A 25,504-nucleotide genomic window follows, 5' to 3' on the forward strand; every position below is an offset into this window, starting at 1 on the left:
AGCGAACTACGACGATGTCTACCCTCTACGAATCCACGCTCCGCTCGCTGCCGCTGCTCGGCCGCGGCAAGGTCCGCGACAACTATGCGGTGGGCAACGACCAGTTGCTGATCGTGACCACCGACCGTCTGTCGGCGTTTGACGTCATCATGGGCGAGCCGATTCCGAACAAGGGTCGCGTGCTGAACCAGATGGCCAACTTCTGGTTCGACAAGCTCAAGCACATCGTGCCGAATCACCTCAGCGGCGTGGCGCCGGAGTCGGTGGTCGCGGCGGACGAAGCCGAACAGGTGAAGGGCCGCGCCGTGGTGGTGAAGCGCCTCGAGCCGATCCTCGTCGAAGCAGTGGTACGCGGCTATCTGGCCGGCAGCGGCTGGAAGGACTACCAGGCCACGGGTGCGGTATGCGGCGTCGAACTGCCGCCGGGTCTGCAAAATGCGGAAAAGCTGCCTGAGCCGATCTTCACGCCGGCAGCCAAGGCCGAAATGGGCCACCACGACGAGAACATCACGTACAACGAGATGGAACGCCGCATCGGCACCGAACTGTCGGCCACGATCCGCGACATCTCGATCAAGCTATACAAGGAAGCGGCGGATTACGCGGCGACCCGCGGCATCATCATTGCCGACACGAAGTTCGAATTCGGTCTGGACAATCACGGCAAGCTGTATCTGATGGACGAAGCGCTGACCGCCGATTCGTCGCGCTTCTGGCCGGCGGACGAATACCAGGTGGGCACCAATCCGCCGTCGTTCGACAAGCAGTTCGTGCGCGACTGGCTGGAAACGCAGTCGTGGAAGAAAGAGCCGCCGGCGCCGAAGCTGCCGGACGAGGTCGTCGCGAAGACCGCCGCGAAGTACCAAGAAGCGCTCGAGCGCCTGACCGGGCAGACGCTCGCTTAACGCCGCGCCTGCAGCCAAGGAAGATGAGGAAGTTTTACAGATGAGCCAAGTCCAGACTGCCCAGGCAACACAAACTGCCCATACGCATGCTGCGCCGCTCGTCGGCGTGCTGATGGGGTCCAGTTCCGACTGGGAAATCATGAAGCACGCCGTTGCGATCCTGCAGGAATTCGGCGTACCGTACGAAGCAAAGGTCGTGTCTGCGCACCGCATGCCCGACGAGATGTTCGACTATGCAGAAAAGGCGCGCGAGCGCGGCCTGCGCGCAATCATCGCGGGCGCTGGCGGCGCCGCGCATCTGCCCGGCATGCTGGCCGCCAAGACGACGGTGCCGGTGCTTGGCGTGCCGGTGGCGAGCAAGTACCTGAAGGGCGTCGATTCGCTGCATTCGATCGTGCAGATGCCTAAGGGCGTGCCGGTTGCGACGTTTGCGATTGGCGAAGCAGGCGCGGCGAATGCTGCGTTGTTCGCGGTGTCGATTCTGAGCGGCACGTCGACCGAATACGCGAACGCGCTGGCCGCGTTCCGTGTGCGCCAGAACGAAGCCGCGCACGCGATGGTGTTGCCCGCGCTGTAAGCGCGGTTTGATGCGCCGAAGTTTGCCCGCGAAGTCCGCCTGTTAAGTTTGCACAATGAACTGGCCCGATTGATTCGACTGATCCGATCGGCCTGATGTCCATTGCCTGACCCCGGTGCGGCGCACATTCATGTGCGCCAGCCGTGACCGACCACTGAGATGAACCCAGACAACACACCGGTTTCACCGATCATGCCCGGCGCCTGGCTTGGCATGGTAGGTGGCGGCCAGCTCGGCCGCATGTTCTGCTTTGCCGCCCAGGCGATGGGCTATCGCGTCGCCGTGCTCGATCCGGACGAAGCCAGTCCGGCAGGCGCTGTGGCGGACCGCCATCTGCGTGCCGCATACGACGACGAAGCCTCGCTCACCGAACTCGCGCGCCTGTGCGCAGCGGTTTCGACGGAGTTCGAGAACGTGCCTTCAGCGAGCCTCGATTTTCTCGCGCGCACCACCTTTGTCAGCCCGGCTGGCCGATGTGTAGCAGTGGCGCAGGACCGTATCGCCGAGAAGCGCTTTATTGCCGAGTCGGGCGTTGCTGTGGCGCCGCACGTGGTGATCGAATCGTCGCAGGCGCTCGCCGCGCTCAAGGACGTCGCGCTCGATGCGGTGCTGCCCGGCATTCTGAAAACTGCCCGCCTCGGCTATGACGGCAAGGGGCAGGTGAGTGTGCGCAACGCCGAGGAAGTGCGCGAGGCGCATGCGTCGCTCGGCGGCGTACCGTGTGTGCTGGAGAAGCGCCTGCCGTTGAAGTTCGAAGTGTCGGCGCTGATCGCGCGCGGCGCCCAGGGCACCTCGGTGGTTTATCCGCTCGCACAGAACACCCACCGCGACGGCGTGCTGTCGCACACCGTCGTGCCCGCGCCGGATGCCAGTTCGGCGCTCGTCAGCCAGGCACAACAGGCCGCGTTGCAGATCGCCGACAGGCTTGGATATATCGGTGTGCTGTGTGTCGAGTTCTTCATTCTGGAAGACGGCTCGATGGTGGCCAACGAAATGGCGCCGCGTCCTCACAATTCCGGCCACTACACCGTCGATGCCTGCGCGACCAGCCAGTTCGAACAACAGGTGCGCGCCATGACCGGCATGCCGCTCGGCGACACGCGCCAGCACTCGCCGGCGGTGATGCTGAATATCCTCGGCGATATCTGGTTTCCGGACGGCGGCAAGCGTGCTGCCGTCACGCCGCCGTGGCACGAAGTGGCTGCGATGCCGGCCGCGCGTCTGCATCTGTACGGCAAGGAGGAGGCACGTCCTGGCCGCAAGATGGGTCACGTGAACTTCACCGCCGCGACGCTCGACGAAGCCCGCACAGCGGCGCGCGATTGTGCGCGGCTGCTGCACATCCTGAAAGGCTGACGCGCTCGGATCATGCCGGATCAAGATAAACCTGCTGAGGGTGCCGCCAAGGCTGCTGCTGGCAGGACTGGCGAGGCGGCGAAAGCCGCTGAAGCGGCAAGTGCTGCGGGCGCTGTCGAAGGCGCTGAAGCTGTTCAGCCAGCTGGCGGTACCCCGACTGGCCCGGTTGTGAGTCCCGCGGAAATCACACACGCTGCGGCGCTGCTCGACGCAGGCGAGCTCGTCGCGTTTCCCACTGAGACCGTCTATGGCCTCGGCGGCGATGCCCAGAGTTCTGATGCCGTTGCGCGCATCTACGCGGCGAAAGGGCGGCCGGCGAATCATCCGGTGATCGTGCATCTCGCGCCGCATGGTGACCCGGGATATTGGGTCGAGCAACTGCCGCCGGAAGCGCTGCGCCTCATCGACGCTTTCTGGCCCGGCCCACTCACCCTGATTCTCAAGCGCGCCGCGCACATCCCCGCTGCCGTGAGCGGCGGACAGGACTCGGTGGGTTTGCGTTGTCCCTCGCATCCGGTGGCGCAGGCGCTTCTCGAAGCGTTCAGCGCGCTACGTGGCGGTCACGGCGGCGTGGCTGCGCCGTCGGCTAACCGCTTCGGTCATGTGAGCCCGACTACCGCGCAGCACGTGCGCGACGAGTTTGGCGGCAACATCCATGTGCTAGATGGAGGCTCGTCGGATGTCGGCATCGAGTCGACCATTCTCGATTTGTCGCGTGGGTTCCCCGCACTGCTGCGCCCGGGACGCGTGACGCCGCAGGATATCGCCGAAGTGCTCGGCGAAGCGCCGCGTCTGCCCGATGGCTCGGATGCGACGGCGCCGCGTGCCTCAGGCACGCTCAAGGCGCACTACGCGCCGCGCACGCCGCTTGCGCTGCTGCCGTTTGAAGCGCTGGAACCTCTGCTGGCCGCACGTGAGGCGAACGAACGCGTGGCTCTCGTGGCTCGCGTGTCGCGCGCCAGCCGCTGGGCCGAGGCTGAAGGCGTCCACTTCATCGCGGCGCCCGAGGATCCCCACGTGTACGCCCGTGAACTCTACGGCTTGCTGCGTGCACTCGATCGCGCGAACGTCACGCGCATCCTGATCGAAAAGCTCCCCGATACGATCGAATGGATCGCGGTGAACGACCGGCTCGGCCGAGCCGCTGCGGCGTTCGAAGCGCAGGGATAAGCGACAAAACAGGAGTAGGAACTGGGAGTCGTACCGCCCAGAAGTCTCCGCAGTGAAGCTGCGGTCAGATGCCAGATGCTGGCATACTCATGCCAAGAATTGGTATTGACCACACCAAGGGAGACGCATGAGCATCGCCGATTTCATGTTCACGCCGCGCGAGCAGCGAGTATTGTCGTTAGTCCTTTCGGCCCCCGAGCGGACCTTTAATCTCGCCGAACTGATGTCCCGTTCAGGCGCCGGCAGCGGCGCCGGTCAACATACGGTGCGCCGTCTCTGGGAGGCGGGCGTGCTGCGCGAATCGCGACTGGGCAACCAGCGTCTGTTCCAGGCGAACACGGAGTTTCCGCTTTACCCGGAGTTGCGCAGCATCTGCGCGAAGTCGTTCGGTCTGGCCGGCATGCTGCGTGAGGCCCTGGCGCCGCTCACGGAGGAGATCGACGAAGCCTTCGTGTTCGGAGCGGTGGCGCGGGGGACGGATACGGCGGGGAGCGTTATCGATCTGATGGTTGTCGGGCGAGTGAGTCTGGACGATCTGCTCGATCATCTGGCGCCGCTCGATGCGCAACTCGGGCGTTCGGTGCATGCCAATCTGCACCATCCGGCCGAATGGGCTGTACTGTCGCGGGACGATACGGTGGTTCGCGCAATCCTCGATTCGCCCACCATCCGGATCGTTCCGGACGACACGCCACGACTGGCCGGATAACTGTCGGCAACGCCACGAAACTAAGGCGTTTCGCCTTCAGCCCACGCGCCAGGATCCAGACGCCCTCAAACAATAAAAAAAGCCCGGCTTAACCCAGCCGGGCCCGCCACCATCAAAAAGGTAAAACGGCAGATCAGATCACTTTCGATCCACCGTTACCGTCCGTCCCGCCTTACTTACCCAATCCCGTTGCCGCAATCTGCTGCTCGACGAACTGCGCGAACAGTGCGTGCGAGTGCGTGCTCGGGTGGACCGTATCGGCGAAGACATAAGTCTGGTCGGCCCCCGCTACCGTGTAGGTCGCCGGCGAGCAGAACAGCGACGAGGCGAACTGCGAGCCATACTCGGCCGGAGTCAGACCGTTCAGGACAGCCGGATTCGCCGTGGCGTACTTGGTGGCGTTGGCCGCCATCGCCGTCAGGTTACACGCCGTGCCGGTATTGGTCGTGGTGAAGCCCAGCGACTGGGCGTTCGGCAGCAGGACGGTATCGAGCCACGTGAACGCATCGGCGACGATGACCGTGTGCGCTGCTATCTGCGTCGCGAGCGCCTGCTCGACGATGCCGTTAAAGGCGGCGCTGATGCCGGTCAGCAACGCGGCCGAGCCCGCTGCCTGAGCGTTCGCTGCGACGCCGAGAGGCGTCTGGCCGATGTCGGGCACGGTCATCAGCACGACGTGTGTCGCGCCGTTAGCGATGATGGTCTGGATCTGCGTCGCGAGCGCGACGGCGGCCGCTGCGACCTGGGTGCTGTTCGTCTGCAGGTAGCTGGCGATGAACTCCACCTGACCCGCCTGCGTGTTCGGCAGCAGGCCGGCCGCGACGGCAGCTGGGTACTGCGTCTGCAGCGCGGTGCCGAGCGCCGTCAGATTGGCCGTGGTCGCGAACTGGAAGATGTCGTTCGCGCCGCCGTCCACCAGCACGAGCTGGTTCGAATTGAAGCTCGTATGTGCGCTCAGGTATTGCGACACCTGAGTCGTGACCGGCACGGTCGTCGCGGCCAGGTTGTCCGGCGCCCAGCCTTCGCCTTCGGCGATGACGACGTCCGAACCGCCCTGCGCATAGCCATAGCCGCCGGCTGCCACCAGCGGCTGGCCGAAGCCGCCCAGGTAAGCCGCGGTCAGCGTGCCGCCATAGTATTGGGCGATCAGTTGCGTCCACACCTGACCCGGATTGGTCGTGAAGCGGCCGCCGCCAAAGTCTGCTGCGATGACCGGCGCGTACGTGCCCACGTCCGACAGGCTGTCGCCGAACGACACGACCTGCAATTTGACGCCGCCTGCCGGCGTGCCGCTGCTCGGGCTGCTGCTACTGCCGCCGCCGCAGGCTGCCAGCATGACGAAGGCTGCGCTGGCGATCGCGACTTGCGACAGGCGCAACAGACCGCGATGTTTGGTTCCCTGTTGTTTCATGTTGATTTCATCTCCTCGTATGTGTGTGGCCTTTTTTGCCATGTGATGCAGGCGGCGCCCACCGCGTCGGCGGCGTGGCGACAGCTTACAGAATCTTTCCCGGTCTGCGTGGCGTTTGAAACGCCGCCGGGTTGTTTGCCGATGTATTGACGCATTCGTCCGGATGGCGCCCAGCGGTCTGCGAGTCGCGCAACGCGTGATAAGCCGCGGCCCACGCGGGCGGCGCGAACAGCGCGCTCAGCTTGTTGCGCCAGCCCTGCACCTGCAGGAAATCGGCACCCATCGACGCCCATTCGTGGAACGTCGCCTTTAGCGGGTTATAGGTGTGAAGCGGCTCGACGATGCCGTAGACCGGTGCATCGTGGGCATCTTCTTCCACATAGCTGCCGAACAGCCGGTCCCAGATGACGAGCACGCCGGCGTAATTGCGATCGATGTAGCGCTCGTTGCGCGCGTGGTGTACGCGATGAATCGACGGCGTGTTCAACACGTATTCGAGCCAGCCGAGTTTGCCGATCGCCTGGGTGTGCACGAAAAACTGAAAGCCGAGATTGATCAGGACGATGGCGACGATCTGCTTCGGCGGAAAGCCCAGTACTGCGAGCGGAATCCAGAACACCCACATGCCGGCGATGGGGTACATCAGGCTCTGGCGGAAGGCAGTGGAAAAATTCATTCGCTCCGACGAGTGATGCACGACATGTGCGGCCCACAGCCAGCGCACCCGGTGGCTGCAGCGGTGAAACACGTAGTAGAGCAGGTCCTGTGCAACGAACAGGACGACGAACGATAGCCATCCCGCGCGCCATGTGTAGACGCGAAAGTGGTCGAAGCAATACGCATAAATGGGGATGATCGCGAGCCACGCGAGCTTGTCGGCGGCCTGCTGCAGCAACGCCAGTGCGGCGTTGCAAAGCGTGTCGCGCCAGCTATAGAGGCGTGCTGCGGGGCGCGTGCGATGCAGGTGCCACGCCTCCCAGCCGATGCATGCAAGGAAGACGGGCGCCATGGCGAGCAGCAGCAATTCGGCATCGAATTGCATGGGCGTCTTCCTCCTGGGTCCCTGGCCGCTGCGAATGCCGCAGCAGGCGTTGTCGTTATCGTCTGATTCCGCAACGCCGCCCTGGGTGGCGCGCGGTTGGCGCGCGCCTCTCCATGGATGTCACGCGCGCTTCAAACACTGCCCGCAAGCGTACACGCTCTGGGGCCTGCCGCGCATGGCTTCGCTAGAAGGAATCCTCAATGCTGGTTGCCCTTGTGCGGGTTTTTCCTGGGCTTGCTGCGCGGTTCTTCCGCGACTTCCTGCATCGGTTGCGACGGTCCCTGGTACACCCATTCGAGCAGCGCATCGTGCGCGGCCCGCGCAGCTTCCGAGTGTGGGTCGTTGATGATGCTGACGACGATATAACTGACGCCGTCGGCGGAGGCCACGTAGCCTGCAATGGCGCGCACGTCGCGCAACGTGCCGGTCTTGATGTGCGCGTTGCCGCCGACCGGTTGCGAGGTGAGGCGGTTGCGCATCGTGCCGTCGACGCCGGCCACCGGCAGCGAATCGACGAACACCTGGGCGACCGGGCTCGCGTTGGCCGCCTGCAACAGATCCGCCAGCGAGAGCGCCGTGATGTGCTCGTCGCGCGACAGGCCCGAGCCGTTGTCGAGCGAGAGGTACTCCATGTCGAGGCCGTTTTTCTGCAGGAACGCTTCGATTGCACGTGCGGATTTTTCCGGCGTCGCCGGCGGTTTGCTGGTGACCGCGCCGATCGTCAGGAACAGATTGCGCGCCATCGTGTTGTTGCTGAACTTGTTGATGTCGTGAACGATGTCCGACAGCATCGGCCCCTCGTGAGTGGCGATCAGGCGTGCTTCGACCGGTACAGGGCCTTCGCGCGTCGCGCCGGTGAAGGTGCCGCCGTTCTGTTCCCATAGCGCGAGGAAACCGCCGGCGAAGAACGCCGAGTGGTCGAGCATCGCCACGTTCAGTGTGCGTGGGCCGCAGCGCACGGGGTATTCGCCGATGAACGATGCGCTCACCGTGCCGTTCGGCTGCGGCGTCACCTCGGGCGTGGGCAGTTCGCCGCGGCACGGGCCGCCGGTGGCGTGCAACTGGTTGTCGATCTGCAGTTGCGCGAGCGCGGGTATGACGTCGATGGCCACGCTGCCGTCAGGCGACGGCGTCAGCGTGAACGACAGCGACTTGAAAGCGTACAGCAGAGGATCGGGGCCGACGTTGTACGGAGCCGTGACATCGTCGTCGAACGGTGGCAGGTCGCGCGTCGAAGCGTCGAAAAAACGCTTGTCGAGCACCAGCGCGCCGTCGATCCCGTTGATGCCGGCCTTGCGGATTTTCTGCACGAGGTCGATCAGTTCTTCCGGCACGAGCTTCGGGTCGCCTGTGCCCTGGATGTAGAGATTGCCGTGCAAGATGCCGTTGGTGTCGAGCGTGCCGTCTGCGTAGGCGCTGGTGCGCCAGCGGTAATCGGGACCCAGGATCGACAGGCCGGAGTAGGTCGTGACGAGCTTCATCGTCGAGGCGGGCATCATCGGCTTGCCCGCGTTGAGCGCGACGATGGGCGTGCGATCGCCGACTTTCTCGACCACCACGCTGATATTGGACAACGGCACGTGGGCGCGTGCGAGGTCAGTCATGACGACGGGCGGCAGCACCGTACTGACGCTGACAGTAGGGTGCTTGGCCTTGATGCGGGCTTGCGCCGGCGCGGCGCAGGCGAGCGCCGCACACGCCATCAGCAGGGCGACGGCGCCCATTGGCACACGCCGCGCCGGGTTGTGCCGCGCTGCCAGCCCTGGGGCGACACCTTGCGCGGTAACGGTACCGTGCGGGATCGCGTCAGAGCATGTGGACGGTGCAGCAGTAACGAATGAGACCGACGAAGCAGCGCATGGCGCGAGGCGGCGGACGAGAAAAGACAGGAAGGCGTGCGTCATGAACGGGCGAAAAACCAAAGAGTCACGTGCTGAAGCACGGCGCTCGGCGCGCTGTACTCATGTAGGGCATACAAGGGGTGTAACGGCCGCGCGCAGCAAAACTTCATCGTCATGCGCGCGTTTGTTTTCCCTTGTGCGAGTCGCCATGTGGCCCCTTGTTTTCAGGGCCCGATGGCGCGCTGCGCAAAAGCGCTCATTGTAGAGACATGCCGCGCTGGTGAGGTGAAATTGCGCCATACCTGCAGCAATCCGCGGGGGCGAGGCGCACGAGGCCGGGCCGGGCGCTAGAATGCGGCATCATGAGTGTTTCGGAATCGTAGAGTCATGCGCATATTGCTAGTCGAAGACGACCGGATGATTGCCGAGGGCGTGCGCAAAGCGTTACGTGGCGAAGGCTTTGCTGTCGACTGGGTGGAAGACGGCGAGGCGGCGCTCAGCGCGGCCGGCGGTGAACCTTACGATCTGGTGCTGCTCGATCTCGGACTGCCCAAGCGCGACGGCCTCGACGTGCTGCGTGCTCTGCGCGCACGCGGTCATACGCTGCCGGTGCTGATCGTGACGGCGCGTGACGCCGTGGCCGATCGCGTCAAAGGACTCGACGCGGGTGCCGACGATTACCTCGTCAAACCTTTCGATCTCGACGAACTCGGCGCCCGCATGCGCGCGCTGATTCGGCGTCAGTCGGGCCGCAGCGATTCGACCATTCGCCACGGCACGCTCACGCTCGATCCCGCTTCGCACCAGGTGACGCTGGCCGGCACGCCGGTTGCGCTGTCCGCGCGCGAATTTGCGCTGCTCGAGGCGCTGATTGCACGGCCCGGCGCGGTGCTCTCGAAGAGCCAGCTCGAAGAAAAAATGTATGGGTGGGGTGAGGAAATCGGCAGCAATACCGTCGAGGTGTACATCCACGCGCTGCGCAAGAAGCTTGGCGCCGACCTGATCCGCAACGTGCGAGGCCTCGGCTACATGATCGCGAAGGACGCTTGAGCCGATGCGTTCCATTCGTCGTCAATTGCTGTTCTGGCTGCTTGCCATCGTGTTGCTCGGCGTCGGCATCGCCGGCTGGCTGATCTACCGTCAGGCGCTCGCCGAAGCCAACGAACTGTTCGATTACCAGTTGCAGGAGATTGCCGAAGCGCTGCCGTCCGAGCCCTTCTCGCAGGTGCTCGGCTCGCGCGATACCGGCGACGAAGGCATCGTGCTGCAGATCTGGAATCGCAACGGGGCGTTGATGTACTACTCGCGGCCGCGCGCGCCGCTCGCGCCGCGCGCCGAACTCGGCTTTTCAACCGAGCGCACCGACCGCGGCGACTGGCGTGTGTACGGCGCGATCGTCGGCGATAACGTCGTGCAACTGGCCCAGCCGGTGTCGGTGCGCAACCGCCTTGCTGCGAACGTGGCGTTACGCACGCTATGGCCGTTGATCGTACTGCTGCCGTTGCTGGGGTTGGCGGTGTGGATGGTGGTCGGGCGCGGACTCAGGCCGCTGCGCCGGGTAACCGGGGCGCTCGATACACGTCATCCGGAAGCGCTCGATCCCCTGCCCGACAGCCGTTTGCCGCTCGAAGTGCAGCCGCTGGTGCGCGCGCTCAACGGCCTGCTGCAGCGTCTCGCCACAGCGCTCGACACACAGAAGGCGTTCGTTGCCGATGCCGCGCACGAACTGCGCACACCGCTCGCCGCGGTGCAGATCCAGACACAACTCGTTGCGCGTGCGACCGACGACGCCACGCGCAGTGAAGCGCTCGCCGATCTGCAGGCAGGCGTCACGCGAGCGACGCGTCTCGCCGAACAGTTGCTGGCGTTGGCGCGTTCGGAGCCGGACGGGCACACGCAGGCCCAGACCCAGGTGATCGATCTGCACGCGTTGCTCGAAGACTGCGTGATGGCCTACGCGCCGCTCGCGCAGCAACGTGGTGTCGATCTCGGCATCGAGTCGAGCGAGGCTGCCAGCGTGACTGGCAATGCGGACGCGCTGCGGGTGATGTTCAATAACCTGGTGGACAACGCAACCAAATACACACCGCGCGGCGGCCGGGTGGATGTGAGCCTGACCGTCGAGGCGGGGCATCCGGTCGTGCGCATTGGCGACAGCGGACCGGGCATTCCGCCCGCCGAGCGCGAGCGTGTGTTCGACCGCTTCTATCGTGCCGGGGCGAGCGCCGATCGCGCCCGCACGGATGTCTCCGGCAGCGGGCTGGGGCTGGCGATCGTGCGGCGCATCGCGCTTCAGCATGACGCGAGCGTGACACTGGGCGAAGCACCGGCCGGTGGCCTCGAAGTGAGCGTGCGGTTCTGACGGGCAAAGTGCGTCGCGTAGTGGAAAGCTGGCTGTTTTGCCGAAGTTCCCCTGCTTAAGACTCTTTTAAGCGATAGCACGTACGCTTCATCCCATCCCCAAAGCCTTCCTCCCTGTCAGGAGCTCACGATGAATGCGAAAACCCTGTCCCGCAGTGCTGTTGCCGTGGCCGTTGTCGTCGCGCTGTCCGCCGGTTATGTGGCTGGCCACCGCGATCTGCCCGCGCCGCAGGTCATCGCGCCGGCGCAGGCTGCCGCGATGATGCCTGCCGAAGCTGCGGCAAAAACCGGCATCCCCGATTTCTCCGGCCTCGTCGAGACCTATGGTCCCGCTGTCGTCAACATCAGCGCGAAGCACGTCGTCAAGCAGACCGCGCTGCGCAGCGGCGGCGACAATGGCGAAAACGGCGGCAACGCCCAGCAACTGCCGATCGATCCGAGCGATCCGTTCTACCAGTTCTACAAGCGCTTCTTTGGCGGCATGCCTGGCATGCAGGGCGGAGACGGCGGCGGCGATCAAGGCGACCAGCCGAGTGCGAGTCTCGGTTCAGGCTTTATCGTCAGCAGCGACGGCTACATCCTGACCAATGCGCACGTGGTCGATGGCGCGAACGTCGTGACCGTGAAGCTGACCGACAAGCGCGAGTTCCGCGCCAAGGTGGTGGGTGCCGACAAGCAATCCGACGTGGCCGTGCTGAAGATCGATGCGAGCAATCTGCCGATCGTGAAGATCGGCGACCCGAGCCAGAGCAAGGTCGGCCAGTGGGTGGTGGCAATCGGCTCGCCCTATGGTTTCGACAACACGGTGACCTCGGGCATCATCAGCGCGAAGTCGCGCTCGCTGCCTAACGAAAACTACACTCCGTTCATCCAGACCGACGTGCCGGTGAACCCCGGCAACTCGGGTGGCCCGCTGTTCAACCTGCAAGGCGAGGTCATCGGTATCAATTCGATGATCTACTCCCAGACGGGCGGCTTCCAGGGACTGTCATTCGCGATTCCGATCAACGAAGCGATCAAGGTCAAGGACGATCTCGTCAAGACGGGTCACGTAAGCCGTGGGCGCCTCGGTGTTGCCGTGCAAGGCATGAACCAGACGCTGGCCAACTCGTTCGGCTTGACCAAGCCGAACGGCGCGCTCGTGAGTTCGGTGGACCCGGGCGGCCCGGCCGCCAAAGCCGGCTTGCAACCCGGCGACGTGATCACGGCGGTGAACGGTTCGCCGGTGGCCGATTCGACCGATTTGCCCTCGCAGGTGGCAAGCCTCGCACCTGGCAGTTCGGCGACCATCACCGTGTGGCGCGACAAGACGAGCAAGGACATCAAGGTGACGCTCGGTTCGATGTCGGATACCAAGGTCGCGAAGAACGACAATGCGCCTGAGCAGGTTCAGGGGCGTCTCGGGGTCGCGGTGCGGCCGCTTACGCCCGACGAAAAGAGCAACGCTTCGGTGTCGCACGGCTTGCTGGTGCAGCAGTCGGGTGGCGCGGCCGAGAACGCCGGGATCCAGCCGGGCGACGTGATTCTGGCGGTGAACGGCCGTCCGGTGACGAGCGTCGACCAGTTGAAGCAGATGATCTCGCAGGCGGGCAACAGCATCGCCCTCCTGATCCAGCGCGACAACGCGCAGATTTTTGTGCCGGTGGACCTCGGTTGACGTAAAACTTGCCGGTCCGTTTGCATAAACTGCCCACGGACCGGCGCCTTGTACGGGCAGCGCGCCCGCCTTTTGCCGCGACGGTAGTCTCAACGCGGGCCAGCAGTTTGGATGTTGTTGGGAAAGGTGGTCTGGGACTCAGGCGGGCACGGCAGTTGCAGTTGTCTGTCGGGGGTAGACCCACCAGGACTCTAACAAGGAGCGATGCAATGAAATTTCAAGGCAATCAGCGACGTCTCGTGGCGGCGGCGCTAACCGCGGCGCTGACGCTAGGTCTCGCGGGTGGCGCCTGGGCGCAGCAGTCGAACGACACGACCGGCGGCACCACCAGCGACAGCGATAGCGCTGGCAACGTCAACGGCGGCGGCATGCCGCAGATCCAGCATCAGGGCGGCGTGGCCTACGTATCGGGCGGCGTCGGCAGCGACGAGTCGAAGGCGCTCCAGGGTGCCGAAAGCCACTGGCCGCTGGCGCTGCGCTTTACCGGCCCGGGCTCCGACTTCCTCGCCGACGTGCACGTGCAGATCGTCGACGCACACGGCGCGGATGTGCTGCAGGCCGATTCGCGCGGTCCTTATATGCTCGTGAGGTTGCGTCCGGGCCGTTATACGGTGCACGCGCGCTACAAGAGCGACGATCAGCAAAAGGCAGTGACGGTGCCCGCCCAAGGCGGCACCAAGTCGGCTTTCTACTGGAATACGCAGTAACACGGGCCGAATTCGCCGGCCGCGCGAAGGTTGCGCAATTGGCCGAAGATTGGCCGATAATGAAGCCACGGGTGCTCCCCGTGGCTTTTTTTCATTCTGAAAGCCGCCGCCGGGCGTTCAAGTCCGAGCCATTCCTGGGACGCTTCGTGTGGATGGCTGCCTGATCGCTTTTTGACCGCTGCCTGAACCGCCGTTTTATCGCATACGGAGTCCTGACATGAGCGATCCCACGCCGCCCGCAGGGAGTCCCCCAGGGACCGCCCACGGCGCTTCGGGTTCCGGTGCGGCTGCCGGCGCTCATCGCATCGAGATTAGCGTCAACCATCACCGGGTGCGGGTGATCCATCAGGGCGTCACGATGGCCGACACGCAGGGCGCGCTCACGCTTACGGAGAGCGGCCTGCCCGAGGTATTTTATTTTCCGCGCGGCGATGTCAATATGGCGCGGCTCGAAAGCTCGAACCATACGTCGCGTTGCCCGTTCAAGGGCGAGGCGTCTTATTTCCATCTGCGCACCGAAGACGGCCTGGTTGAGAATGCCGCCTGGTGTTACGAAAACCCGCTCGACGGGGTCCAGCAGATCAAGGGCTATCTGGCGTTTTATGCTTCGCGTGTCGACCGCATCTATCAGACATCCTGATTGTGTAGACGGCGCGTTTCTCGGGGGAGTGGGTCATGGAGCTGAACAACGCGTTACGGATTGCGCTTGCACCGGCCGATGTCTGGGACGCGCTGCAAGACATCGCGTTGTTGCGCGCGAGTCTCGACAACTGCGAGTCGTTCAGCCGCCTTGCGGGCGGCGAGTATGCGTTGACGCTGACGGTGCCGCTCGGACCGTTGCGCGCCCGCTACGAAGTGCGCGCCCATGTCGCCAACAAGAATCCGGTACAGCTCGACGAGCCGCATCGTGCGCTCAACTTCAAGGCGCGCGCCGAAGGTGTCGGATCGCTGCGTGGACAGATCGATGTGACGCTGCGCGCGGACGATTCAGGGTCGAACAAGGCGCCGAGCACGCGGATCGATTATTCGGTGTGGGCCACCTTGACGGGGCCCCTCGCCGAATTGCCGACGCGCCAGATCGAGAATGCGCTGCACGAGCTAGCCGACGATTTCTTCACGGAGTTCTGCGCGGTCGTGCAGGCCAAGCATGGGCAAGGTCCAAACCGCGCGCGCGGCACCCACAGCCGGCGGCAGCATGTGTTCCTGCGGCCGATCAATCTTGGCAGCGTAGCGCGCCGGGTCAGGCCGCACGATCACGGAGGCTCGCTCTCCGGGCGTGCCACCAGCACGCTGTTCGGGGCACGCTCGCATAGCGTGTCGCATCGCGAGCCGACGCCGCATGCCATGCCGAACTGGGCGTGGGCCGCGATGATCTTCGTTGTCGCATTGCTGCTTTATGCCGCGCACTGGTTCAGTACCCAGAGCTGAGCGGACCTCAGGCTTTCTTCGCCTCGCCATTCGCGCCGGTGCGTAACGCCGGACTGAGCCGCAGCGCGTCGAACATGGCTTCCACCATCTGCTGCGCGTGCTCGGCGAAATCGGTGGAGTCGGGCAGAATCAGCATGTCCCTCAGCGAACCGCCAACGAACGCATGCAGCATCGTGGCTGCCAGTTTCGTGTCGAGATCGGGCGGCATCTGGCCTTTGGAGATTGCGTTGCGCAGGCCGATCTCGATCTTGCCGAGCCCCTCACGCATGTTGGTCTGATAACGGACCATCACCGGGCCCATATCTTCTACGAACTCGCATTTCAGAAACAGGATGTCGAATACGCGGCGCCGCCGCGGATCGGCCGCGGTGTCGCGCAGACACAGCGTGCAGATTTCGATTAGCCGTCCGAGCGGATCGGCCTCTTCCGGGTTGATCGACGCGGCCTTCAGTTCGTCGAGCGGCAGCAGCACGCGGTCGAACATCTCGGTGAAGAGGTCACCTTTGTTGGCGAAGTGCCAGTAGATCGCCCCGCGGGTGACGCCCGCGGCCTGGGCGATGTCAGCCAGCGACGTGCGCGACACGCCTTTCTCGAAAAAGACTTTCTCGGCGGCATCGAGAATGCCGGCGCGCGTCTCCAACGCCTCTTCCTTGGTCCTTCTGACCATTTCGTCTGACCTGCGTATTGGTGGGATTACCCGGACACTTTTAAACGTGGCCCGTCACAATCCGCCCGCGCGTTTCGTCTTTAGCGAGCAGGTATTGCCTTGGACTGCCTGAAAGGATAGCGAAAGACACTTTTACATGCATTCGCGAATGTATATATAATAGCACCCCATCGATCGGATAGCCCAAGCCGTGACGACCGGTTAATATCCGTCACTGTTGCCTTTCAGAAAGCTTATGCGCCGTCCCAAAAGGGTCGACGGCGTGCGGCATTTCCCGGTTTGGCGCATATCGCCCGGGGTGCAGAGCGGGTCCGCGCCACTGGGCTTCCGGTTACGCGTCGTAAGACGCATGCGTGCGCTGTCGTCCCCGGGGTAGGGATGCGCGCACTTTTCATTCTCTCAGCCTTGACAGAGGTCGCTCCATGCGCGTCGAACGGGTTCCATTTCGCTTAATCAGTGCCGCGACGGCTGCCGTATTGCTGGCAGCGTGCGGACCAAAACAATCGGCCCCGCCACAACAAACACCCGAAGTCGGCATCGTCACCGTCCAGCCGTCGGCCGTGCCGGTCGTCACCGAATTGCCGGGCCGCACCAATGCTTTCCTCGTGGCGCAAGTGCGCGCGCGGGTGGACGGCATCGTGCTGCGCCGTGAGTTCACCGAAGGCAGCGAAGTGAAGGCCGGTCAGCGTCTTTACAAGATCGACCCGGCGCCTTACATCGCGCAACTGAACAGCGCCAAGGCGACGCTTGCCAAGGCTCAGGCAAACCTCGTGTCCGTCACGGCGCAGGCCAGCCGCTACAAGGTGCTGGTCGCGGCCAACGCAGTCAGCAAGCAGGACTACGACAACGCAGTCGCTTCGGAAGGCCAGGCTGCGGCGGACGTCGCTTCGGGCAAGGCCGCTGTGGATACCGCGCAGATCAATCTCGGCTACACGGACGTCGTCTCGCCGGTGAGCGGCCAGGTCGGCATTTCGCAGGTGACGCCGGGCGCGTATGTGCAGGCGAGCGCGGCTACGTTGATGTCGACGGTCCAGGAACTGGATCCGATGTACGTCGACCTGACGCAATCGAGTCTCGACGGCCTCAAGCTGCGTCGCGATGTGCAGGAAGGTCGTCTGAAGACGAGCGGTCCGGATGCGGCGAAGGTCACGCTGATTCTCGAAGACGGCCGCACCTACTCCGAGAAGGGCAAGCTGCAGTTCAGCGACGTCACGGTCGATCAGAGCACCGGTTCCGTCACCGTGCGCGCGCTGTTCCAGAACAAGGACCGCGTGCTGCTGCCGGGCATGTTCGTGCGCGCGCGCATCGAGGAAGGCGTGAACGATCAGGCGATTCTAGTACCGCAGATCGGCGTGACGCATGACCAGAAGGGCACGCCCACCGCGCTCGTCGTCGGTGCGGACAACAAGGTCGCGTTGCGTCAGCTCGTCACCTCGCGCACGTATGGCTCGAACTGGGTGGTCGACAGCGGCCTGAATCCGGGTGACCGCGTGATCGTGCAGGGGACCGACAAGGTTCGCCCTGGCATGGACGTCAAGACTGTCGCGGCGCAACTGCCTGCTTCCTCCGACGCGGCTGCTGCAGCTGCGCCGGCCGCCAGCGGTGCCCAGACGGCTCAGGCTGCTTCTGCAGCATCGGGCGCGCAATAACAGGGAGCCTGTTTCATGGCAAAGTTTTTTATCGATCGCCCTATTTTTGCATGGGTGATCGCCATCATTTTGATGCTCGCGGGCCTCGCGTCGATCTTTACGCTACCGATCGCGCAATACCCGACCATCGCGCCGCCGGCCGTGCAGATCAGCGCAACGTACCCGGGCGCATCGGCGAAGACGGTGGAAAACACCGTCACGCAGGTGATCGAGCAGCAGATGAGCGGTCTCGACCACTTGCTGTATATCTCGTCCACTTCCGATGACTCGGGTACGGCCACCATCACGTTGACGTTCGCTGCCGGCACCAATCCTGACATCGCACAGGTGCAGGTGCAGAACAAGCTGCAGTTGGCTACGCCGCTGCTTCCGCAGGCCGTGCAGCAGCTCGGTACGAAGGTCACCAAGTCGAGCAGCAGCTTCCTGCTCGTGATGGCCTTCAACTCCGAAGACGGCAGCATGAACAAGTACGACCTGGCGAACTACGTCGCGTCGAACATCGAAGACCCGGTCAGCCGGATCGACGGTGTGGGTACGGTCACGCTGTTCGGCTCGCAGTACGCCATGCGGATCTGGCTCGATGCGAACAAGCTCACCAACTTCGGTCTCACGCCGGTCGATGTGCAGACCGCGTTGACCGCGCAGAACGTGCAGGTCGCCGGCGGCTCGCTCGGCGGCACGCCGGCGGTACCGGGTCAGGCACTGCAGGCCACGATCAGCGAAGCAACACTGCTGCAGACGCCGGAGCAGTTCGGCAACATTCTGCTGAAGGTGAATCAGGACGGCTCGCGCGTGCTGCTGAAGGACGTGGCGCGCATCGATCTGGGCGGCGAAAACTACAACTTCGACACCAAGTACAACGGTGTGCCGACGGCCGGCTTCGGCATTCAGCTGGCCACGGGCGCCAACGCGCTGGCTACGGCCAAGGCGGTGCGCGCGAAGGTCGACCAGTTGTCGAAGTACTTCCCGCACGGTCTTGTCGTGAAGTATCCGTATGACACGACACCATTCGTGCGCCTGTCGATCGAAGAAGTGGTCAAGACGCTGCTCGAAGGGATCGTGCTGGTGTTCCTGGTCATGTACCTGTTCCTGCAAAACCTGCGCGCGACGTTGATTCCGACGATCGCGGTGCCGGTGGTGCTGCTCGGTACGTTCGCGATCATGAGCGCGGTGGGCTTCTCGATCAACGTGCTGTCCATGTTCGGGCTGGTGCTCGCCATCGGTCTGCTGGTGGACGATGCGATCGTGGTGGTGGAGAACGTCGAGCGGGTGATGGCCGAAGAGGGCCTGTCGCCACGCGACGCGACCCGCAAGGCCATGGACCAGATTACCGGTGCGCTGGTCGGTGTGGCGCTCGTGCTGTCGGCGGTGTTCGTGCCGGTGGCGTTCTCGGGCGGCTCGGTGGGCGCCATTTACCGGCAGTTCTCGCTGACCATCGTGTCGGCGATGGTGCTGTCCGTGCTGGTCGCATTGGTGTTGACGCCGGCACTCTGCGCGACGATTCTCAAACCGATTCCGCAGGGTCATCACGAAGAGAAGAAGGGTTTCTTCGGCTGGTTCAACCGGACCTTCGAGAAGAGCCGCGACAAGTACCACAGTGGTGTGCACCACGTGATCAAGCGCTCGGGCCGCTGGCTCATCATCTACCTGGTGGTGATCGTGGCGGTGGGCATGCTGTTCGTGCGTCTGCCGAAGTCGTTCCTGCCGGATGAAGACCAGGGCACGATGTTCGTGCTGGTGCAGACGCCGTCGGGCTCGACCCAGGAGACCACCGCGCATGCACTGAAGGACATTTCCGACTACCTGCTCGACAAAGAGAAGGGCATCGTGGAATCCGTCTTCACAGTGAACGGTTTCAGCTTTGCCGGCCGCGGCCAGAACGCGGGTCTCGTGTTCGTGCGGATGAAGGACTACTCGCAGCGCCAACATGCTGACGAGAAGGTTCAGGCACTCGTAGGCCGCCTGTTCATGCACTTCGCGGGCTATAAGAATGCGCTGGTGTATCCGGTCAACCCACCGTCGATTCCGGAACTGGGTACGGCATCGGGATTCGACTTTGAACTGGAAGACCGTGCAGGGCTTGGCCACGAGAAGCTGATGGAAGCGCGCAACATGCTGCTCGGCATGGCCGCGAAGGATCCGGTGTTGGCGCAGGTGCGTCCGAACGGGCTGAACGACACGCCGCAGTTCAACGTGACGATCGACCATGAGAAGGCTGCCGCGCTCGGCGTGTCGCTCGCCACGATCGATCAGACGTTCTCGATCGCCTGGGCATCGGCCTATGTGAACAACTTCCTCGATACCGACAGCCGGATCAAGAAGGTGTACCTGCAGGCCGACGCACCGTTCCGGATGAACCCGGAAGATCTGAACGACTGGTACGTGCGCAACGGCGCCGGCACGATGGTCCCGTTCTCGGCGTTCACGACCGGCACGTGGGCCTACGGTTCGCCGAAGCTCGAGCGCTACAACGGTATTTCCGCGGTGGAAATCCAGGGTGCGGCTGCGCCTGGCAAGAGTACGGGTCAGGCGAACGCCGCAATCGAGGCGATTGCGGCCAAGCTGCCGGCGGGTATTGGTTACGAGTGGACAGGTCTGTCGTTCCAGGAAATCCAGTCTGGTTCGCAAGCGCCTATCCTCTACGGCATCTCTATCCTCGTGGTGTTCCTGTGTCTCGCGGCGCTGTATGAAAGCTGGTCGATCCCGTTCTCGGTGATCATGGTGGTGCCGCTCGGCGTGTTGGGCGCACTGCTGGCCGCTACGCTGCGCGGCCTCGAGAACGACGTGTTCTTCCAGGTGGGTCTGTTGACCACCGTGGGGTTGTCGGCGAAGAACGCGATTCTGATCGTGGAATTCGCCCGCGAACTGCAGCAGGGTGAAGGCATGGGGCCGGTCGAGGCCGCGCTGGAAGCCGCGCGTCTACGGTTGCGGCCAATCCTGATGACCTCGCTCGCGTTCATTCTCGGTGTGATGCCGCTGGCTATCAGTAACGGTGCTGGGTCTGCGAGCCAGCATGCAATTGGTACCGGCGTGATCGGCGGGATGCTGACGGCGACCTTCCTCGCGATTTTCATGATCCCGATGTTCTTCGTCGTGGTTCGTGCGAAGTTCGGCGGCGAGAAGGAAGATCCGGATGCGGCGCTCGAACACTATAACCAGCACCATCCTCATGATCCGCAGGGCGACGGTCATGATGGAAGCGGCTCGGGCAAGGAAGGACATTGAGATGCAAAAACACTCTTTGATAGCAGTGGCGGTCGCGTTCCTCGCTGCAGCTTGCACGATGGAGCCGAAGTACGACCGGCCGGCCGAACCGGTGTCGGGAACGTTTCCGACGGACGGCGTCTACGCGACGCAGCCGGGCCCGGCGAACGGCGGCGCGCGTAGCGCGAACGCCCAGGCTGCGTCCGATATCGGCTGGCGCGATTTCTTCGTCGATCCGCGCCTGCAACGGTTGATCGAGATTGCGTTGAAGAACAACCGCGATCTGCGCGTGTCGGTGCTGAATATCCAGCAATCGCAGGCGCAGTACCGGGTGGTGCGCGCGGGGCTTCTGCCTTCGGTCAGCGCGGCGGGTTCGGAGACGCGCACGCGTACTCCGGCGGATCTCGCGCTGCCGGGCGAGGAGCTCAGCACCGAATATTCTGTCGGACTGAATGCCTCGTGGGAACTCGACTTCTTCGGCCGGATTCGCAGCCTGAAGGATCAGGCGTTGGATCAATACCTCGCCACGGCGCAGGCGCGTAAGGCGGCGGAGATCTCGCTGGTGTCGCAGGTGGCGGATCAGTATCTGACGGTGCTGTCGTATGACGATCTGCTGAAGGTCACCGAAGGCACGCTGAAGACCGCGCAGGAATCGTATCGGATCAACAAGCTGCAGTTCGACAACGGCACAGGTTCCGAGCTCGATCTGCGCCAGGCGCAAACGGTGGTCGAGCAGGCCAACGCGAACTACCAGGCCGAGGCGCGCTTGCGTGCCCAGGCGGTCAACGCGCTGGTGCTGCTGGTTGGCGAGCCGTTGCCTGACGATCTGCCGCCGGGTCTGACGCTCGACAACCAGAATCTCCTCACGGATGTTCCGGCTGGCTTGCCGTCGGATCTGTTGACGCGGCGTCCGGACATCATGGAAGCCGAGGAGAACCTGCTGGCCGCCAACGCGAATATCGGTGCAGCGCGCGCAGCGTTCTTCCCGAAGATTTCGTTGACGGGCAACTTCGGCACGCTGAGTCCGACGTTGGGTACGCTGTTCAAGCCGGGTTCGGCGGCGTGGGGTTTCACACCGACGATCACCTTGCCGATTTTCGCTGGCGGTGAGAACAAGGCTAACCTCGATCTCGCTCACGTGCAGAAGAACATCCAGGTCGCGACGTACGAAAAGGCGATCCAGACGGCCTTCCGCGAAGTGGCGGACGGACTCGCGGCGCGCGGCACGTACGACGAGCAGATTGCGGCGCTCGAACGCGATACCTTCGCGGAACAGCGGCGTCTGGATCTGTCGGATCTGCGTTATCGCAATGGTGTGGACAGCTATCTGTCGGTGCTGACTGCGCAGACCGATCTGTATTCGGCGCAGCAGGCACTGATTTCGGCGCGGGTCGCGCGGCTGACGAACCTGGTCGATCTGTATCAGTCGCTCGGTGGTGGGTGGATCGAACACAGCGGCGATCAACCGCGTCCGGCCGATGCGCCGGTGGACTACAGCGCGGCGCCGGGTGCAACGGCGGCGGCTTCTGCGCCCGCGGTGAACTAGGCGCGGAGTACGGGGCTGCAGCTAGCTACAGCTACCGCTACAGCGACAGGCACAGGTTGTTATTCGAGGCCTGCTGCTTACGTAGCAAACAGAAACGCCACGGCATGCCGTGGCGTTTCTGTTTCAGCGCTGCCGCGTCTATCGCACGACCTTTTCCGCGCGGCCTGTGCGCTCGGGCTTGCGGGCATCGCACGAGTGTCACCTCGCACCCACCAGCTTTTCCCTCATTCAAACTCAGTGCAGATCCGCAGCCCTCAGCATTTCATCGCCAGGAGCGGCTTCTTCATTGCCGCCACGCCCATCGAAATCATGCCCGGCGCGGCGGATTTCGCGCCTCGCGGTACGCTCTCCTTTGACGCCGTTAAACACGAGATTCAGCACGACCGCAGACACCGATGCCAACAGAATCCCGCTATGCAATAGCGGCGAAAGCGCCGGCGGCAGCCTGGAGAAAAACTGCGGTGATACCACTGGCACGAGACCAAGACCGATACTCACCGCGACGATGAACAGGTTGTGGTGGTTCTTCACGAAGTCGACCTTCGACAGCACCTTGATGCCGTTCGCGGCCACCATCCCGAACATCACGATGCCAGCGCCGCCGAGCACGAACGCCGGCACCGATGCGACCACCTGAGCCATCTTCGGAAACAGACCAAGCAGCACGAGGATCACACCGCCCGTCGCGCAGACGAAGCGGCTTTTCACACCCGTCACGCCGATCAGCCCCACGTTCTGCGAGAACGATGTGTGCGGGAACGAGTTGAAGATGCCGCCGATCAACGTACCCAACCCATCCACACGCAGGCCACGCACGAGCGTCTTCTGATCCACGGGGCGGTCCACCATATCGCCGACCGCGAGGAACATGCCGGTCGATTCGATGAACGTGACGAACATCACGGTGACCATCGTCGCGATGGCGAGCGGATCGAAGTGCGGCAGGCCGAAGTGGAACGGCATCACGATGCCAACCCACGGCGCGGCCGTCACACCTGCCATGTTGACGCGGCCAAGCAGCGCGGCGATCACAAAGCCTGCGACGATGCCGAGCAACACGGAGATGTTGGCCACGAAGCCTTTGCCGAACTTGTTGATCAGCAGGATCAGCGTGAGCACGACGAGCGACAGGCCCAGATACACCGGATTGCCGTAATCAGGATTGCCGACACCGCCGGCCGCCCAGTTGATACCGACCTCCATCAGCGACAAGCCGATCACCGAGATCACCACGCCGATCACCACGGGCGGGAAGAACCGCAACAGCTTGCCGACAGCAGGGGCCAGTAATATGCCCACCACGCCGGCCGCGATCGTCGAACCGAAGATATCGAGAATGCCCAGACTCGGGTTGGTGCCGATCGCCACCATCGGGCCGACGGCCGCAAACGTGCAGCCCATGATGACGGGCAGGCGAATGCCGAAGATCCACAGGCCGAGCGTCTGGATCAGCGTGGCGATGCCGCAGGAGAAGAGATCGGCGCTGATCAGGAACGCAATCTGATCCTTCGGCAGTTTGAGCGCGCTGCCGACGATCAGCGGCACCGCCACTGCGCCGGCATACATGACGAGGACGTGCTGAATGCCGAGCGTGAGCAACTGGCCTGCGGGCAGTCGCTCGTCGCACGGGTGAACCGTGTTCGATTGCATTTTGTCTCTCTCCACCATCTCGTTTTGGGATGACTCCAAGGTATGCGGAGAGAAAAAGCACAACAAGACCACTGGGGCCTATTCCGGGCTTCGCGACGATCATATGGGTGGGGGCAATTTGAAAGCCGATCGAAATGCGTGGGCCGCGCAAACAGCCTGTGAGCCCCGCGCTGCGGTGCGAAGGTCGGACCGCAGCACGGGGCTGATGTAAAGCGATATGTGTGAGAATCCATGAGGTGTATTCGAGGCGACGCATAGTGCCGTTTTGGCGCCGCTTCCGGAGTGGCGGGGTAAACCCGCAATTGGCGTTTCCCGGAGCCCCCGCTCTCTCAAACATGCAATCGTCGATGACACATGCCTTGAACTGGCGGTGGTGAACGCTGGAATACGCGCGCCGCAGTTTTCAGCGATCATAGGCGCCGGTCGTGTTGAAGGTTCAAGCCGCGCATCACGAGATTGATTCAAGAACTACAGGAGCATTCACCATGAAGACGAAAGCAGCCATCGCATGGAAGGCCGGCGCACCGTTGACGATCGAGGAAGTCGATCTGGAAGGGCCGCGTGCCGGCGAAGTGCTGATCGAAGTGAAAGCCACCGGCATCTGCCACACCGACTACTACACGTTGTCGGGCGCGGACCCGGAAGGCATCTTCCCAGCGATTCTCGGCCATGAAGGCGCGGGCGTAATCGTCGATGTCGGGCCGGGCGTCGGCACCCTGAAGAAGGGCGATCACGTGATTCCGCTCTACACGCCGGAGTGCCGTCAGTGCAAGTTCTGTCTGTCGCGCAAGACCAATCTCTGCCAGGCGATTCGATCGACGCAGGGCAAAGGGCTCATGCCGGATGCCACTTCGCGCTTCTCTCTGGACGGCAAGCCGTTGTTCCATTACATGGGGACGTCGACGTTCTCGAACTACATCGTCGTGCCGGAGATCGCGGTGGCGAAGGTCCGTGAAGACGCGCCGTTCGACAAGATCTGCTACATCGGCTGCGGTGTGACGACTGGCGTCGGCGCAGTGGTGTACTCGGCCAAGGTCGAGGCGGGTGCGAATGTGGTGGTGTTCGGTCTCGGCGGGATCGGGCTGAACGTGATCCAGGGCGCGAAGATGGTGGGCGCGGACAAGATCATCGGCGTCGATCTGAACCCGGGGCGCGTCGAACTCGCAAAGAAGTTCGGCATGACGCACTTCATCAACCCGACTGAAGTCGAGAACGTCGTCGATCATATCGTTCAACTGACCGATGGCGGCGCCGACTACTCGTTCGAATGCATCGGCAACACGAAGGTGATGCGCCAGGCGCTCGAGTGCACGCACAAGGGCTGGGGACAGTCGTTCATCATCGGCGTGGCAGCAGCGGGTGAAGAAATCAGCACGCGTCCGTTCCAGCTCGTGACGGGCCGTCAATGGAAGGGCTCCGCGTTCGGCGGCGCGCGTGGCCGCACTGATGTGCCGAAGATCGTCGACTGGTATATGGAAGGCAAGATCAACATCGACGATCTGATCACGCACCGTCTGCCGCTCGATCGCATCAACGAAGGCTTCGACCTGATGAAGAAGGGCGAGTCGATCCGCTCGGTCGTGCTGTACTGATGCCGGATTCACCTTGCATTCAAGGGAGGGCG

At 63.5% G+C, this 25,504-nt stretch carries 20 protein-coding genes; 15 read left to right on the forward strand and 5 right to left on the reverse strand.

The features are described 5' to 3' along the window. Window positions 1-14: 14 nt before the first annotated feature. The 5 genes from BUS06_RS06080 to BUS06_RS06100 all read left to right on the forward strand — a co-directional run bounded on the left by BUS06_RS06080 (window position 15) and on the right by BUS06_RS06100 (window position 4,717). The gene (locus tag BUS06_RS06080; RefSeq protein WP_074263456.1) at window positions 15-905 is read left to right on the forward strand and encodes a phosphoribosylaminoimidazolesuccinocarboxamide synthase; all 891 of its coding nucleotides are present in this window, start codon (window positions 15-17) and stop codon (window positions 903-905) included. A 40-nt stretch (window positions 906-945) separates the two neighbouring features. Next, window positions 946-1,482: a 5-(carboxyamino)imidazole ribonucleotide mutase gene (gene purE / locus BUS06_RS06085; RefSeq protein ID WP_074263457.1), complete on the forward strand. Its 537-nt coding sequence runs from the start codon at window positions 946-948 to the stop codon at window positions 1,480-1,482. A gap of 159 nt (window positions 1,483-1,641) precedes the next feature. Further along, complete coding sequence (locus tag BUS06_RS06090; protein ID WP_074263458.1) at window positions 1,642-2,838, forward strand: 5-(carboxyamino)imidazole ribonucleotide synthase; 1,197 nt, start codon at window positions 1,642-1,644, stop codon at window positions 2,836-2,838. 12 nt (window positions 2,839-2,850) lie between these two features. Further along, entirely contained in the window at window positions 2,851-4,008 is a 1,158-nt protein-coding gene (locus tag BUS06_RS06095; protein ID WP_254368768.1) for an L-threonylcarbamoyladenylate synthase, read from the forward strand. Between the two features lie 127 nt (window positions 4,009-4,135). Beyond that, a complete protein-coding gene (locus tag BUS06_RS06100) occupies window positions 4,136-4,717 on the forward strand; it encodes a nucleotidyltransferase domain-containing protein (protein ID WP_074263459.1) in 582 nt (193 codons plus the stop codon). A 172-nt stretch (window positions 4,718-4,889) separates the two neighbouring features. Here BUS06_RS06100 and BUS06_RS06105 read toward each other — a convergent pair whose 3' ends face one another. The 3 genes from BUS06_RS06105 to dacB all read right to left on the reverse strand — a co-directional run bounded on the left by BUS06_RS06105 (window position 4,890) and on the right by dacB (window position 9,074). After that, the gene (locus BUS06_RS06105; RefSeq protein WP_074263460.1) at window positions 4,890-6,128 is read right to left on the reverse strand and encodes an SGNH/GDSL hydrolase family protein; all 1,239 of its coding nucleotides are present in this window, start codon (window positions 6,126-6,128) and stop codon (window positions 4,890-4,892) included. Window positions 6,129-6,213: 85 nt separating this feature from the next. Continuing rightward, window positions 6,214-7,170 (reverse strand): sterol desaturase family protein, encoded by a 957-nt coding sequence (locus BUS06_RS06110; protein WP_074263461.1) that lies wholly within the window; start codon window positions 7,168-7,170, stop codon window positions 6,214-6,216. Between the two features lie 197 nt (window positions 7,171-7,367). Further along, the gene (dacB, locus tag BUS06_RS06115; protein ID WP_074265937.1) at window positions 7,368-9,074 is read right to left on the reverse strand and encodes a D-alanyl-D-alanine carboxypeptidase/D-alanyl-D-alanine endopeptidase; all 1,707 of its coding nucleotides are present in this window, start codon (window positions 9,072-9,074) and stop codon (window positions 7,368-7,370) included. Window positions 9,075-9,398: 324 nt separating this feature from the next. Between dacB and BUS06_RS06120 the strand changes: the two genes are divergently transcribed. From BUS06_RS06120 to BUS06_RS06145, 6 genes are all read left to right on the forward strand, one after another. Next, window positions 9,399-10,061: a response regulator gene (locus BUS06_RS06120; protein WP_074263462.1), complete on the forward strand. Its 663-nt coding sequence runs from the start codon at window positions 9,399-9,401 to the stop codon at window positions 10,059-10,061. Window positions 10,062-10,065: 4 nt separating this feature from the next. Further along, entirely contained in the window at window positions 10,066-11,373 is a 1,308-nt protein-coding gene (locus BUS06_RS06125) for an ATP-binding protein (RefSeq protein ID WP_074263463.1), read from the forward strand. Between the two features lie 129 nt (window positions 11,374-11,502). Beyond that, window positions 11,503-13,029, forward strand: a complete 1,527-nt coding sequence (locus BUS06_RS06130) for a DegQ family serine endoprotease (RefSeq protein ID WP_074263464.1) — start codon at window positions 11,503-11,505, stop codon at window positions 13,027-13,029. Between the two features lie 209 nt (window positions 13,030-13,238). Beyond that, window positions 13,239-13,736: a hypothetical protein gene (locus BUS06_RS06135; RefSeq protein ID WP_074263465.1), complete on the forward strand. Its 498-nt coding sequence runs from the start codon at window positions 13,239-13,241 to the stop codon at window positions 13,734-13,736. 217 nt (window positions 13,737-13,953) lie between these two features. Next, the gene (locus BUS06_RS06140; protein WP_074263466.1) at window positions 13,954-14,376 is read left to right on the forward strand and encodes a DUF427 domain-containing protein; all 423 of its coding nucleotides are present in this window, start codon (window positions 13,954-13,956) and stop codon (window positions 14,374-14,376) included. Window positions 14,377-14,411: 35 nt separating this feature from the next. Further along, a complete protein-coding gene (locus BUS06_RS06145; RefSeq protein WP_074263467.1) occupies window positions 14,412-15,164 on the forward strand; it encodes an SRPBCC family protein in 753 nt (250 codons plus the stop codon). Between the two features lie 7 nt (window positions 15,165-15,171). Here the strand turns inward: BUS06_RS06145 and BUS06_RS06150 are convergent, their stop codons facing one another. Beyond that, window positions 15,172-15,831 carry a TetR family transcriptional regulator gene (locus BUS06_RS06150; RefSeq protein WP_074263468.1) on the reverse strand — a complete coding sequence of 220 codons (660 nt, stop codon included), beginning with the start codon at window positions 15,829-15,831 and terminating at the stop codon, window positions 15,172-15,174. 422 nt (window positions 15,832-16,253) lie between these two features. Here BUS06_RS06150 and BUS06_RS06155 point away from each other — a divergent pair, with 422 nt between their 5' ends. Genes BUS06_RS06155 through BUS06_RS06165 form a run of 3 tightly spaced genes read left to right on the forward strand, consistent with a single transcriptional unit; the run spans window position 16,254 to window position 22,230 of the window. Further along, window positions 16,254-17,480 carry an efflux RND transporter periplasmic adaptor subunit gene (locus tag BUS06_RS06155; protein ID WP_074263469.1) on the forward strand — a complete coding sequence of 409 codons (1,227 nt, stop codon included), beginning with the start codon at window positions 16,254-16,256 and terminating at the stop codon, window positions 17,478-17,480. Window positions 17,481-17,495: 15 nt separating this feature from the next. Then, on the forward strand, window positions 17,496-20,705 hold the full coding sequence (locus tag BUS06_RS06160) for an efflux RND transporter permease subunit (RefSeq protein WP_074263470.1): 3,210 nt from the start codon (window positions 17,496-17,498) through the stop codon (window positions 20,703-20,705). A 1-nt stretch (window position 20,706) separates the two neighbouring features. Beyond that, complete coding sequence (locus BUS06_RS06165) at window positions 20,707-22,230, forward strand: efflux transporter outer membrane subunit (RefSeq protein WP_074263471.1); 1,524 nt, start codon at window positions 20,707-20,709, stop codon at window positions 22,228-22,230. A gap of 234 nt (window positions 22,231-22,464) precedes the next feature. Here BUS06_RS06165 and BUS06_RS06170 read toward each other — a convergent pair whose 3' ends face one another. Continuing rightward, window positions 22,465-23,880, reverse strand: coding sequence for a nucleobase:cation symporter-2 family protein (locus tag BUS06_RS06170; protein ID WP_074263472.1), 1,416 nt, complete (start codon window positions 23,878-23,880; stop codon window positions 22,465-22,467). Between the two features lie 485 nt (window positions 23,881-24,365). Between BUS06_RS06170 and BUS06_RS06175 the strand changes: the two genes are divergently transcribed. Beyond that, on the forward strand, window positions 24,366-25,472 hold the full coding sequence (locus BUS06_RS06175) for an S-(hydroxymethyl)glutathione dehydrogenase/class III alcohol dehydrogenase (protein ID WP_074263473.1): 1,107 nt from the start codon (window positions 24,366-24,368) through the stop codon (window positions 25,470-25,472). The last annotated feature ends 32 nt before the right edge of the window (window positions 25,473-25,504 follow it).

This window comes from Paraburkholderia phenazinium, from assembly GCF_900141745.1.
GTDB classification, from domain to species: Bacteria; Pseudomonadota; Gammaproteobacteria; order Burkholderiales; family Burkholderiaceae; genus Paraburkholderia; species Paraburkholderia phenazinium_B.